The organism is Immundisolibacter sp., from assembly GCF_014359565.1.
Lineage (GTDB): Bacteria > Pseudomonadota > Gammaproteobacteria > Immundisolibacterales > Immundisolibacteraceae > Immundisolibacter.
The window spans coordinates 345,016-357,473 of record NZ_JACIZD010000001.1; the positions used below are offsets into that span (position 1 = coordinate 345,016).

At 68.7% G+C, this 12,458-nt stretch carries 13 protein-coding genes and 1 tRNA gene; 9 read left to right on the forward strand and 5 right to left on the reverse strand.

Features of this window, described 5'->3' with window-relative positions:
- Positions 1 to 14: 14 nt before the first annotated feature.
- Positions 15 to 1,037 (reverse strand): LLM class flavin-dependent oxidoreductase, encoded by a 1,023-nt coding sequence (locus H5U26_RS01645; protein WP_290615998.1) that lies wholly within the window; start codon positions 1,035 to 1,037, stop codon positions 15 to 17.
- A gap of 62 nt (positions 1,038 to 1,099) precedes the next feature.
- On the opposite strand from H5U26_RS01645, the gene H5U26_RS01650 reads away from it, so the two are divergent.
- Positions 1,100 to 1,540 carry a GNAT family N-acetyltransferase gene (locus tag H5U26_RS01650; RefSeq protein WP_290616000.1) on the forward strand — a complete coding sequence of 147 codons (441 nt, stop codon included), beginning with the start codon at positions 1,100 to 1,102 and terminating at the stop codon, positions 1,538 to 1,540.
- A gap of 173 nt (positions 1,541 to 1,713) precedes the next feature.
- On the opposite strand, the gene H5U26_RS01655 is transcribed toward H5U26_RS01650, so the two are convergent.
- The gene (locus tag H5U26_RS01655; protein WP_290616002.1) at positions 1,714 to 3,192 is read right to left on the reverse strand and encodes an AMP-binding protein; all 1,479 of its coding nucleotides are present in this window, start codon (positions 3,190 to 3,192) and stop codon (positions 1,714 to 1,716) included.
- Entirely contained in the window at positions 3,176 to 4,099 is a 924-nt protein-coding gene (locus H5U26_RS01660) for a hypothetical protein (RefSeq protein WP_290616003.1), read from the reverse strand. Before H5U26_RS01660 ends, H5U26_RS01655 begins: the two co-directional genes overlap by 17 nt.
- A 126-nt stretch (positions 4,100 to 4,225) precedes the next feature.
- Here H5U26_RS01660 and H5U26_RS01665 point away from each other — a divergent pair, with 126 nt between their 5' ends.
- The 3 genes from H5U26_RS01665 (at position 4,226) to H5U26_RS01675 (ending at position 7,508) form a co-directional block, all read left to right on the forward strand.
- On the forward strand, positions 4,226 to 5,080 hold the full coding sequence (locus H5U26_RS01665; RefSeq protein WP_290616005.1) for an SMP-30/gluconolactonase/LRE family protein: 855 nt from the start codon (positions 4,226 to 4,228) through the stop codon (positions 5,078 to 5,080).
- Positions 5,081 to 5,167: 87 nt separating this feature from the next.
- Positions 5,168 to 6,250 carry an amidohydrolase family protein gene (locus tag H5U26_RS01670; protein ID WP_290616007.1) on the forward strand — a complete coding sequence of 361 codons (1,083 nt, stop codon included), beginning with the start codon at positions 5,168 to 5,170 and terminating at the stop codon, positions 6,248 to 6,250.
- A 40-nt stretch (positions 6,251 to 6,290) separates the two neighbouring features.
- Positions 6,291 to 7,508 (forward strand): aromatic ring-hydroxylating dioxygenase subunit alpha, encoded by a 1,218-nt coding sequence (locus H5U26_RS01675; RefSeq protein WP_290616009.1) that lies wholly within the window; start codon positions 6,291 to 6,293, stop codon positions 7,506 to 7,508.
- A gap of 68 nt (positions 7,509 to 7,576) precedes the next feature.
- On the opposite strand, the gene H5U26_RS01680 is transcribed toward H5U26_RS01675, so the two are convergent.
- Both H5U26_RS01680 and H5U26_RS01685 read right to left on the reverse strand, forming a co-directional pair.
- Complete coding sequence (locus H5U26_RS01680; protein ID WP_290616011.1) at positions 7,577 to 8,041, reverse strand: acyl-CoA thioesterase; 465 nt, start codon at positions 8,039 to 8,041, stop codon at positions 7,577 to 7,579.
- A gap of 39 nt (positions 8,042 to 8,080) precedes the next feature.
- A tRNA-Glu gene (locus tag H5U26_RS01685) sits at positions 8,081 to 8,156 on the reverse strand.
- Between the two features lie 101 nt (positions 8,157 to 8,257).
- On the opposite strand from H5U26_RS01685, the gene pcnB reads away from it, so the two are divergent.
- The 5 genes from pcnB (at position 8,258) to panD (ending at position 12,253) form a co-directional block, all read left to right on the forward strand.
- Positions 8,258 to 9,586: a polynucleotide adenylyltransferase PcnB gene (gene pcnB / locus H5U26_RS01690; RefSeq protein ID WP_290616013.1), complete on the forward strand. Its 1,329-nt coding sequence runs from the start codon at positions 8,258 to 8,260 to the stop codon at positions 9,584 to 9,586.
- Positions 9,583 to 10,113 (forward strand): 2-amino-4-hydroxy-6-hydroxymethyldihydropteridine diphosphokinase, encoded by a 531-nt coding sequence (gene folK / locus H5U26_RS01695; RefSeq protein WP_290616015.1) that lies wholly within the window; start codon positions 9,583 to 9,585, stop codon positions 10,111 to 10,113. The genes pcnB and folK overlap by 4 nt, the downstream gene beginning before the upstream one ends.
- A 62-nt stretch (positions 10,114 to 10,175) precedes the next feature.
- Positions 10,176 to 10,970 (forward strand): 3-methyl-2-oxobutanoate hydroxymethyltransferase, encoded by a 795-nt coding sequence (gene panB / locus H5U26_RS01700; RefSeq protein WP_290616017.1) that lies wholly within the window; start codon positions 10,176 to 10,178, stop codon positions 10,968 to 10,970.
- Positions 10,970 to 11,839: a pantoate--beta-alanine ligase gene (gene panC / locus H5U26_RS01705; RefSeq protein ID WP_290616019.1), complete on the forward strand. Its 870-nt coding sequence runs from the start codon at positions 10,970 to 10,972 to the stop codon at positions 11,837 to 11,839. Before panB ends, panC begins: the two co-directional genes overlap by 1 nt.
- Before the next feature lie 33 nt (positions 11,840 to 11,872).
- Positions 11,873 to 12,253, forward strand: a complete 381-nt coding sequence (gene panD / locus H5U26_RS01710; protein WP_290616021.1) for an aspartate 1-decarboxylase — start codon at positions 11,873 to 11,875, stop codon at positions 12,251 to 12,253.
- Positions 12,254 to 12,458: the final 205 nt, after the last annotated feature.

Here is a 12,458-nt window from a genome sequence, read left to right on the forward strand (position 1 = left end):
GTTCCGAGGCGCCTTCAGTCGGCCAAGCCAAACGCTCCGGCCAGAAGTTCATACGACCGCTCGCGGTCGGCGTAGTGGTAGGTGACGGTGACCACGCTGACTTCGTCGGTGCCGTACTCGGCGGCCTGCGCCTCGATCTGCTGGCGGCACTCGTCCGGCGTGCCGATGACGGAGTGATCGAGCACGGCCTGGTACTGCGCTCGCTCGCCGGGGCCCATGGCCGACAGCAGGCGATCGACCTCGTCCGGGCTCGGCAGGTCGATGATTCGCCCGCGTGACAGGGCCTGGTAAATCCACATGCTGCGCGTGCTGGCGATGCGCATGGCCTCGTCCCGCGTGGGCGCGCACACGGCGGCCACGGCGATCATCACGCGCGGCTCTTGCAGGCTCTTGGACGGCTGAAAGGCGCGCCGGTAGGCCTCGACGATGGCCGGCGAGCGGGCGTGGGTGCCGATGAACAGCGCCAGCACGAAGCCGCTGCCAAGCTGGCCGGCCACCTCGGCGCTGCCGCCGCTGGAGCCGAGCATCCAGAACTGCGGCACGCCGCCGTCTTCCGGCACCAGGCGGATGCCGTGGAACGGGTGCTGTGGCGGCAGGTCGTTGTTCAGGTAACCCATCAGGTCGAACACCTGACGCGGGTAAAGGTCCGAGTTGATCGGCTGGCGCGGGTAGGCCAGGGCCGCCGTGGCCTGGCCATCGCCGCCCGGCGCGCGGCCCACGCCCAGATCGATGCGGCCCGGGTAGAGCACTTCCAGCATGCGGAAGGTCTCGGCCACTTTGTACGGTGGATAGTGCGGCAGCATGATGCCGCCGCTGCCGACCCGGATGCGCCGCGTGTGGGCGGCGATGTGGCCGATCAGGATTTCCGGGCAGGGGCCGGCGTAGCCGGGCGTGTTGTGGTGTTCGGCCAGCCAGTAGCGGTGATAGCCGAAGCGCTCGCAGGCCTGTGCCAGGCGCAGGCTGTCGTGCGGGCCGCGCGATGGGCGGCCGCCATCGTGGACGGGGGATTGGTCGGTGACGCTCAGTTTGATGGCCATGGGAGTGGGTGCTGCCGTGTGCTTGAATGGCGGCCAGTTTAAACGCCCACTCCGCTACCCCGATGCCGCACTACACCATCACCCAGGTCCGCTGGCCGGAGCACGCCGCCGAACTGCTGGCGATCCGCCGCGCCGTGTTCGTCGACGAACAGGGCGTACCGGAGGCGCTGGAGGTGGACGGCCGCGACGACGGCGCCTGGCATCTGCTGGCGCGCGATGCCGCCGGCCTGCCGGTGGGCTGCGCAAGGGTGTTGCCCGATGCCCACATCGGCCGGCTGGCGGTGCTGCACAGCGCGCGCGGGCAGGGCGTGGGACGCGATCTGCTGCTGGCCGCGGTGCGGCTCGCGCGGCGCCTGGGCATGGGCGATCTGTACCTGCACGCGCAGACCCGCGCGCGCGGCTTTTACGAAGCGGCCGGCTTCATCGCCGAGGGCGACGAGTTTCCCGAGGCCGGCATCGCGCATGTGCTGATGCGCCTGCCGGCCGGCACTGGCGCAGGTTGATGGCATAGCCTGGGTTCGACGCCTCGATCAAGGATGCCGGGGTAGGAGCGGCCCATGGCCGCGACCGCAACACTTCCGATCAATCACACCGCTTCGCCCGGGGTATACGTCCGCGTCGCGGGCATGGCCCGCTCCTACACGAGGACCGTCTGCCGGGCCGCTTCGGTGGCGCCTCAGCCGCCGCGCAGCGCTTCCTTGTTGATCTTGCCGGTGCGCGAGCGGGGCAGGGATTCCTGGCGGATGGTCACCTGGCGCGGCACCTTGTAGTCGGCCAGCAGGCCGCGGCAGTGGTCCACGATGTCGCCCGCGGTCAGCGTGGCCCCCGGTTTGGGCACCACCACCGCCGTGACCGCCTCGCCCTTGAGGCCGCCGGTGATGCCGATGACCGCCACCTCGGCCACCTGCGGATGTTTGTAGATGGCGTCCTCGACCTCCGGCGCGTACACCTTCAGGCCCGCCACGTTGATGACGTCCTTGAGGCGGCCCTGAATCCACAGGTAGCCGTCGGCGTCGAACATGCCGATGTCGCCGGTACGAAACCAGCCGTCCGGCATCATCTCGGCGGTCAGCGCCGGCCGCCTGAAGTAGCCCTGCATCAGGCTGGGGCCGGATAGCCACACCTCGCCGCTGTCGCCGGCCGGCACGTCGTGGCCCTCGTCGTCGACGATGCGCACGCCCGAGTAAGGCAGGCGCTGGCCGACGGCGCCGAATTTCTCGGGCGGGAAGCGCGCCGGACCCAGTACCACCAGCGGCCCGGTTTCGGTCAGCCCATAGCCCGAGGCCAGGCCGATGTGCGGCCAGCGGGCGTGGAACTGGTGCAGCATTTCCGGCGAGGCGGTCATGCCGAAGGTGAGCAGGTACTTGAACTTTGGCAGCCGATGCTCGCTGCGCGTGTGCAACAGCGCGTGCGCCATTGGCGGCACCATGTGCGCCAGGGTCATGCCGTGGCGTTCGGCCTCGTCAAGGAAACGGGATGGCACGAAGCGGTCGAACACCAGCAGCGCCATGCCGCTGCGCATCGCGGTGCCCAGCATCATGGGGCCGGAGATGTGCGACATCGGCACCGCCAGGCCGTAGACATCACCGGGTCCGATGCCCAGAACATCGATCATGGCCTGCATCGAATACGTCAGCGCATCATGGCTGAGCATCACCCCTTTCGGGCCGCCGACGGTGCCGGAGGTGTAAAGCACCACCGCCGTTGTGGTGACGCCATTGAGCGCCTGCGGGGCGAGCGGCGCCGGGCGGCCGGTCTGTTCGACATCGGCCACCGTGTACAGATCGATCGCGCCCGCCTTCGCAGCCAGCGCCTCGCGGGCTGCGGCTTCGCTGCCATTGGCCACCACCAGCAGCCGCGGCTGCAGGTCGGCCAGGATTTCGGCCAGTTCGTCGGCCTTGAGCACCGGGTCCAGCGGCACGAATACCGCGCCCAGGGCCACCGTGGCGTAGTAGCCGTCCGAGAACTCCGGCCCGTTTGGCAGCAGCATGGCCACCCGGTCGCCGGCCTTGACGCCCAGGCGCTGCAGGCCGTCCTGCCAGCGACCGGCGCGCTGCGCCAGCTCCCCGAAACTGAGGGCTTGGTCGTTGAACAGGAGCGCCGTGCCGTCGGGCCAGCGGCCGGCTGCGTCGATCAGTTCATGGGCGATGTTCATGCCGTCCCTCCTTCATCTCGCTGCGGCGCGGCCGCCAGCGGTTGTGGTTCCACATCCATTGTTCGGGGTGCTGGCGCACCCAGCCGCCGAAAATCCGGTGCAGCTCGGCCGTGATCGAGACCTCGTCGGCCTTGCGATCACCTGTTGCGGCAACCGTGAGCGCCGGCTCGAACACCAATCGGAAGCCATCCCCCACGCGCAGCGCACAGGCCGGCACGATGGCCGCGCCGGTGCGCAGGTGTAGCGAGGCCGTACCGGTCGCGCACCACGCAGGATGCCCGAGAAAATCCACCTTCACATCGGCCGAGCGCCGGTCGGCAACGATAAACAGAATGCCGTTGTCACGCAGCAACCGCAGGCAGGCGTGGGCATGTTCACGGCTCAGCGGCGTGTTGTAGAAGGTCAGCCCCATGCGGGTGACGGCCTCGGCCTCGGCCGCGTGCGCCACCGGGTTGCTGGGCAGGCGCAGCAGGGAGCCGGTGGCATGGCCGCGTTCGTTCAGGTAGCGCGGCAGCAGCGTCCAGCCGCCCAGATGCGCGGTGGCCAGCAGCACGCCCTTGCCGGCCGCCAGGGCAGCATCCAGGTGCTGCAGTCCCTCGACCTGGCACCAGTCGGCGATCGACAGGCCATGCCGTTGCGGCTCCCAGAACAGCTCGCCAAAACCGCGCGCCGAGTGCTCGAACACGCCCCGCACGATGGCCCGCCGCTGGGCGACCGACAGCGTGTCGCCATACACCAGGCGCAGGTTGCGGCGCACCAGGCGACGCCAGCCGCCGCCAAACGGACGCATCGCCGCCGCCATCAGCAGGCACCAGCGGCGCAGCGCCGCCGGATTCGGCATGGCGCGGATGACGCCCACCAACGACCAGAACAGCAGCCGCTGCACGGCAAGGACAAATGGGTTCACGCGGTGATGGCCCGGACTGGCGACGGGAGGCCCGACCGGGCCGGGCCGCGGGGGCGAATTCGGTGCAATGATACCGGCGAGCACCGGCAGCAAGACCGGCAGACACAGCAAACCGAGGAGAAGGCGATGCAGACGCTCACGTCAGAGGTGTACCTGGAAGGGCTCGTATTCGGCGAATGCCCGCGCTGGCACGGCGGCGCCCTGTGGCTGTCGGACATGTTCGGCGGGCGCGTGCTGCGCTCGACCGGCCCGGCGCAGGCCGAAACGGTACTCACGCTGCCCGGCGGGCGCCCGTCCGGGCTCGCCTTTCTGGACGACGGCAGTCTGCTGGTGGTGTCGATGCAGGACCGCAAGCTGCTGCGCCGCTGGCCGGACGGTCGGGTGGAGCCGTTCGCGGATCTGGCGCCGCACGTGACCGGCGACATCAACGACATGGTCCGCGCGCCCGATGGCGGGGTGTTCGTCGGCAACTTCGGCTTCGACCTGTTCGGCGGCGGCGAGGGCGGGCTGACCAACCTGCACCACGTCGATGCCCAGGGGCGCGTGCGGGAAGTCGCCAGCGAGCTCAACTTTCCGAACGGCATGGTGGTGACGCCCGATCGCAGCACGCTGATCGTTGCCGAAACCTTCGCCCACCGCCTGACGGCCTTCGACATCCGGGACGGCGGGCTGCACAACCGGCGGGTGTTCGCGACGCTGGGCGACTACGCGCCGGACGGCATCTGCCTGGACGCCGCCGGCGCGGTGTGGGCCAGCGCCTTTGTCGGCGATGCCTACCTGCGCGTCGAGCAGGGCGGCAGGATCACCCATCAGGTACCGACGCCCGGCCGGCGGGCGGTGGCCTGCAATCTTGGCGGCACGGACGGGCGCACGCTGTTCATGGTCACCGCCGACACCGACGTCGAGCGCCTGGCCAAGGGTGACTCCAGCGCCCGAGTGGAAACCGTGCAGGTTCCGATTGCGGGGGCGGGCTCGCCCTGAGGCTTGCCAAGGCGCCCGCCGGGTGCTATTCATCGGCTAAAACAAACGAACGTTAGGCAAACGCCGCTTTGAGAGGAGCCCGCCCCGATGGACGCCACCGCCCTGCGCCCGGCCGTCGACGCCGACGGCCACATCATGGAATCGCTGGCCGAAATGGCCGAGTACGCGCACCCGGCGGTGCGCGAGCTGTGTCTGAACCCGCAGAATTTCTTTCGCACCCCGTTCCCGACGCTGGACGGCGTGCACTGGCCAAAGCCCTCGGCCTTCAAGGCCGAGCACGGCGTGATGGGCGATCAGGAACTGGCGAGCAAGCACCGCAAGGGCTCGGCCGAGGACTGGCTGGAGTTTCTGGCGAACGCCAACGTCGAGTACTCGGTGATGTACACCAGCGAGGGGCTGACGGTCGGCCAGATTCGCGAGGAGGAATACGCGGTCGCCGTGTGCCAGGCCTACAACGACTATGTGGCGGACCGCTACCGGCGCGTCAGCCCCAAGCTGCTGCCGATGGCCCTGATCCCGATGCAAAAGCCGTCCGCGGCGGTGCAGGAACTGCGCCGGGCAGTCAAGGAGCTGAAGCTGCCCGGCGCCATGTTGCCCTCGACCGGCCTGCCGCTGGACCTCGGGCACGAGTACTACTGGCCGATCTACAAGGAAGCTGCCGATTTGGGCTGCGTGCTGGGTGTGCACGGCGGCTCCAACGTGGGCCTCGGCCTGGGCTCGGTCAACTCCATCCTGCCCTCGCACGTCGTCCACCACCCCATGGGGCTGATGATCGCGGCGGTGTCGATGATCCACAACGGCCTGTTCGAGCAATACCCCGGGCTGCGCGTGGCCTTCACCGAAGGCGGCTGCGGCTGGACCACGGTGCTGCTCGACCGCATGGCGCGCAACGCCGAGCTGGGCATGATGGGCGCCTACCGCACCTTCGAGCACTACCTCGGCAACGGTCAGGTGTTGGTCGGCTGCGAACCGGGCGAAGGCACTCTGCCCTACCTGATCAAGCGTGTCGGGCCGGATGCGTTTGCCTTTTCCACCGACTACCCGCACGAGGTGGATTTCCGCGCCGTGCGCAAGGAAATCGAGGCCGCCTACGCCCAGCCGGACCTCACGCTGGACGAGAAAAACAAGCTGCTGGGGGACAACGCGCGTCGGTTTTTCAGGCTGATATAAGCGCCGGTTCGGCGCTCGCGTTTCAGGAGGAGGAACCCTGATGAAACCCAACGACACCCTGCCGGCCTCATTGCCACGCTGGCCGGCGGCGTTCAACCAGGTGCCCAAGTGGGCATTCGAGGATGCCGACGTGTTCGCCCTGGAACACGAGCGCATCTTTCGCGGCCCGGTCTGGCACCCGGTGGCGCACGACGCCGAGTTGCCCAAGCCCGGCGATTACAAGACCGTTACCGTGGGCCGCACGCCGCTGTTGATCATTCGCGGCGACGACGGCGTGGTGCGCGCCTTCCACAACGCCTGCACGCACCGCAGCACGCGCCTGGCGATGGCCTTTCGCGGTCACAGCGGCGACATCGAATGCCCCTACCACCGCTGGGTATTCGATACCCGTGGGCAATTGCGATCGTGCCCGGGTGAGGCCGAGTTCCCGCCGGACTTCAAACGCGCCGACTACAACCTGGCCGCGCCCCGCACCGGGACTCACATGGGCCTGCTGTTCGTGAGCCTGCATGCCAGTCCGCCGCCGTTGATGGACTGGATGGGCCACATGGCAGGGCCGGTCAGGGATGCCCTGGGCGGCGATGGCCGGCTGACGCTGCTGGGTTATCAGAAGGTCCGCTATCAGTCCAACTGGAAGGTCTACATCGACAACGACGCCTTCCACGCGCCGCTGCTGCACGCCGCGTTTCGCATCCTGCGCTGGCAAGGTGGCAGCGGGCGCCAGAGCCGCTTGCCGGCCGGACACATGATGATCCTGTCCGAGGTGGCGGCCCAGCCCAGTGACGGCGGGCTGCTGCGCGACCCGAGCGTGATCGGCTACCAGGGCGGCGCTGAACCGCGCAACAAGGCGCCGGCCCAGGCGGCCGGTTCCAGCCTGTTGGCCTTCTGGCCGCTGACGGCGATCGCAAACCACCTCGACATCTTCAACATTCGTTATGCAAACCCGGTCGGGCTGGACCAGGTCGAGGTGCATTACGCCTACTTCGCCCACGCCGATGACGACGCCGACATGGTGCGCCACCGCCTGCGCCAGTCATCGAACATGATCGGTCCGAGCGGCTTCGTGAGCCTGGAGGACGCCACCGTATTCCTGCGCATTCAGCAGGCGCTGGACACTGACCCGTCGACCACCTTCTTCCTGAAGGGGTACCGCGAGGGCGCCGACCTGACCGAGACCAAGCAGAACGACGAGGCGCCCAACGCCCTGTGGTGGGAGCACTACCGGCAGTTGATGGGTTTTGTGCGCGAGGAAGCCTGAAAACGTTCCGAGCGCCTCGCCACAGGCGCGTTTCGTTTGCTGCGGGCGCCGCGCGGCGGCGATCGGCCTCAGGCCCCTGGGGTGGGCGCGTCGGTCGGGGCGTCCAATGGTGGCACCGGCCGTGGCCGGCGCTGCTCGTCGACGGCGACGAAGGTGGCGGTCGCTTCCGTGACCTTGACCACCTGTCCTAGCTCTGCGGCGCGCTCGGCGAAGGCCTCCAGCTGCAGCGTCAGGGAGGTGCGGCCGACCCGCACCACGCGGCCGTAGCAGCTGAGCAGGTCGCCCACGTAGACGGGGTGATGGAACTCGAAGGCGTTCATAGCCACGGTGACGACCCGGCCGCCGGCGCGGCGGCTGGCGAGGATGCCGCCGGCCAGGTCCATCTGCGCCATGATCCAGCCGCCGAAGATGTCGCCGGCGGGATTGGTGTCGGCCGGCATGGCCAGCACGCGGATGGCCGGCTCGGTGCCGGCAAGGACTGGATCGACCACGCGGGTGCCTCTTGATACGGTGGGGATTGCCCCCATCTTCATGCTTACGCAACATCCGGGCCGGTTGATTCGGCTGTCGGATGGCGCTCCCTAGGGGACTCGAACCCCTGTTTTCGCCGTGAGAGGGCGACGTCCTGGGCCACTAGACGAAGGGAGCCGGTGGCGTCAAAGGCAAGCTGATACTATAGCCCACACACGTCCTGTTGCGACAGGCGGGCACTGCGCCCGCCCCCGGGACGCTCCCTCAACACGAGACCTATGCCGGAACCCTCCCTCGGCCCGCCCCGCATCCTGCCCCGCAGCGAACATTCCATTTCCCGCGCGCACATCAGCAAGAGCGCGCTGAACGTCCTGTATGGCCTGCACAAGGCCGGTTACGAGGCCTGTCTGGTCGGCGGTGGCGTTCGCGATCTGCTGCTGGGCGTCACGCCCAAGGACTTCGACATCGCCACCAGCGCGTTGCCCGAGCAGGTGCGCGCCACCTTCCGCAACAGCCGGCTGATCGGCCGGCGCTTTCGCCTGGCGCATGTGCACTTCGGGCCGGAGATCGTCGAGGTGGCCACCTACCGCGCCTCGCACGACAAGGCCGAGGACGAAGCCGATGCCCGCCTGGACGGAGATCGCATCCTGCGCGACAACGTCTACGGCACGCGCGAGGAAGACGTGATTCGCCGGGACTTCACCGTCAACGCGCTGTACTACCGCATCGAGGACTTCTCGCTCATCGATCACGTCGGGGCGCTGGAGGACATCGACAAGCGCCGCCTGCGCACCATCGGCGATCCCGAGGCCCGCTACCGCGAGGATCCGGTGCGCATGCTGCGCGCCGTGCGCCTGGCAGCAAAGCTGGAGCTGACCATCGAACCGGCCACCGAAGCGCCGCTGTTCGAACTCGGTTATTTGCTCGAAACGGTGCCGCAGGCGCGCCTGTTCGATGAGACGGTCAAGCTGCTGCTGTCCGGGCATGGCATTCGCAGCTACGAACAGCTGAGTCGCTACCGGCTGCTCGATTACCTGTTCCCGGTGGAGTCCGCGGCGCTGGCGCCGGAGCGTGACCGGCTGATCCGCGCCGCGCTGACCAACACCGATCAGCGGGTCGCTGCCGGCCTGCCGGTGACACCGGCGTTCCTGATCGCGGTTTTGTTGTGGGAGCCGCTGCAGGAAGCGATGGCGCATCAACTGGTGCGCGGCGTGTCCGAACACGATGCCTTGATCAAGGCGCAGGAAGACGTGCTGCGCACGCAAAACGACCTGCTCGCGGTGCCCAAGCGCTTTACCCTGCCGGCGGCCGAAATCTGGTCCCTGCAAAGCCGGCTGCAACGCCGTCGCCAGCCCGACCGCTTGCTCGGCCACCCACGGTTTCGGGCGGCCTTCGATTTCCTGGCCTTGCGTGCTCAGTCCGAGCCGGATCTGCAGTCTGTGGTCAATTTCTGGGCCGCCCGTCAGGAAGGACTGGACCTGCCGATCGAAGTCGAAACCGACGGCGAGTCCCCCGACGGCGCGCCACCGCGCCGTCGCCGCCGTCGGCGTGGTCGGCGGCGCGGCGCCCAGGGCGCCTCTGCGCCACCGGCCGCCGCCGACGTATGAAAGCTTGGCCGGCGTTCATCGGCCTGGGCGCGAACCTTGAGGATCCGGCCGGGCAGATCGAGCGTGCGCTGGGCGCCATCGCCAGCCTGCCGCTGACCACGCTCGTGAAGCGTTCAGCCCTGTACCTCAGCCGCCCCATGGGGCCGGCCGATCAGCCGGATTACGTCAACGCGGTCGCGCAGGTGGACACCGGCCTGCCGGCCGCCGAGTTGCTGACCGAATTGCTGGCCATCGAGCGCCGCCAGGGCCGGCAACGCTGCGCCGATCAGCGCAACGGGCCGCGCACGCTGGATCTGGACCTGCTGCTGTACGCGGACCTCGTGAGCGACGATCCGGCCCTGACCCTGCCGCACCCCGGGGCCCACGAGCGGGACTTCGTGCTGGTGCCGCTGGCCGAGATTGCGCCGCGGCTGGTCATTCCCGGTCGCGGGCGGGTCAGTGAGCTGCTCGCCGGCTGCATGGACCACGGCCTGTGTCGCTATGACCAACCGGCCGCGGTCGCCACTGCGGCCGCGCTTGCGGGCTGACCCCTCTTCATTAGAATGTCGCGCCCCGCAGCCCGCCCGGGCTGCCGCGAGGAGCCAGTGCCATGGCCGTCACCCTCGATACCCTGCGCAAGATGAAGCAGGCCGGCCAGCGCATCGCCTCGCTGACCGCTTACGACTACTCCTTCGCCCGCCTGCTGGAAGCCGCCGCCGTCGACGTGGTGCTGGTCGGCGATTCGCTGGGCAACGTCATCCAGGGTCAGGCCACCACGGTGCCGGTGACGCTGGACGAAATGGTCTATCACACCCGTTGCGTGGCGCGCGGCCTGGAGCGGGCCTTGCTGCTGGCCGATCTGCCGTTCCTGAGTTATCAGGAAAGCCCGGTGCAGGCGCTGCGCAGCGCCGGCCGGCTGATGAAGGAAGGCCTGGCACACATGGTCAAGCTGGAGGGCGGTGCCGCGATGGCGCCGACGGTCGAGTTTCTGGTCGAGCGCGGCGTGCCGGTATGCGGCCACCTGGGCCTGACGCCGCAGTCCGTGCACCAACTGGGCGGCTACAAGGTGCAGGGCCGTGGCGAGGCGGCGGCGCAGCGCTTGCGCGACGACGCGCTGGCCCTGCAGCAGGCCGGCGCCGCGCTGCTGGTGCTCGAGGCCGTGCCGCGCGCCCTGGCGGCGCAGCTCACCCGCGACCTTGCCATCCCCACCATCGGTATCGGCGCCGGCGTCGACTGCGACGGCCAGGTCCTGGTGTTGCAGGATGCGCTGGGCATGAATCCGGCCCCGGCGCGCTTCGTGCGCAATTTCCTGAAGGGTCACGACGACCTGGGCGCGGCGCTTGCGGCCTACGTGCAGGCGGTCAAGGACGGCAGTTTCCCGGCCGCCGAGCACGGTTACGACTGATGCTGCAGACCAGCGACGCGGCAACCCTGCGCGCCATGCTGCACGGCTGGCGAGCGGCCGGTGAGCGCGTCGCCTTGGTGCCGACCATGGGCAACATCCACCAGGGTCATTTGCGCCTGGTCGATGCTGCCCGCGCGCAGGCGGCGCGGGTGGTGGTCAGCGTGTTCGTGAATCCGACCCAGTTCGATCGCCCGGATGATTTTGATCGCTACCCCCGCACGCTGGATGCCGACGCCCAGGCGCTGGCCGGTCGCGGCGCGGACCTGCTGTTCACGCCCGATGTCGAGACTCTGTACCCGCACGGCCTGGATCTGGCCGCCTACGTCGAGCCGACGCACAGCGCCCAGCCGCTGGAGGGCGAGTTCCGGCCCGGCCATTTCCGCGGCATGGCCACCGTGGTGACCAAGTTGCTGAATCTGGTGCAGCCGGATTGCGCCGTGTTCGGCGAGAAGGACTACCAGCAGCTCGCCGTGGTGCGCGCGGTGGTGCGCGAGCTGCTGCTGCCGGTCGAGATTATCGGTCTGCCCACCGTACGCGAGGCCGACGGTGTGGCCATGAGTTCGCGCAACCAATACCTCACGCCGGCCGAGCGCGCACTGGCGCCGCGCCTTTATCAGGCGCTGCAGGCGGCGGCCCGCGAGGGCGCGGCGGTCGACGCGCCGCTGCCCGCCATCGAGGCTTACCACACGGCAGCCCTGAACGACGCAGGTTTCCGTGTTGAATATTTTCGTTTTCGCAATGCACAATTGGCGCCCCCCGCGCCGGCCGACGGCCGACGTGTGGTATTAACCGCTGCCTGGCTGGGGAAGGCCAGGCTGATCGACAACCACCCGTTCGATGTCGCCCGCGGCCAGGGAACGCCGGGCTGATCGTCCACACGCCAGTCACCGCAGGTACAGGCAATGATTCAGTACATGCTGAAGGCCAAGCTGCACCGGGTCACCGTGACCCGGGTCGAGCTTGACTACGAGGGCTCGTGCGCCATCGATGCCGACCTTCTGGACGCAGCCGGCATCCGCGAGTACGAGCAGATCGACATCTACAACATTGCCAACGGCGAGCGGTTCACCACCTATGCCATCCGCGCCGAGCGCGGCAGCCGCGTCATTTCCGTCAACGGCGCCGCCGCCCACAAGGCGAGCGTCGGCGACAAGGTCATCATTGCCGCCTACTGTGGCCTGGATCGTGCCGAGGTGCTGATTCACAAACCGCGCCTCGTGTATGTGGACGCCAACAACGGCATCACCCGCATCGGCAACGACATTCCGGAACAGGCGGCCTGAGCCGTCGACTCCTGCCCGGCCGGTGTGGCCGCCGCTCGGCAGATCCCTTCAAGGCCGCATCGGGCGCATTTGAGATCATAAAAGCGCAAAGTCACCGCTCATCGGCCTGCTGTGGGCCGGGCGCACCCGCCTGCGGCCGATCATGATGACCACGCTGTTCGGGCTGCTGATCTCGACCCTGGTGACGCTCAGCTTCACGCCGTGC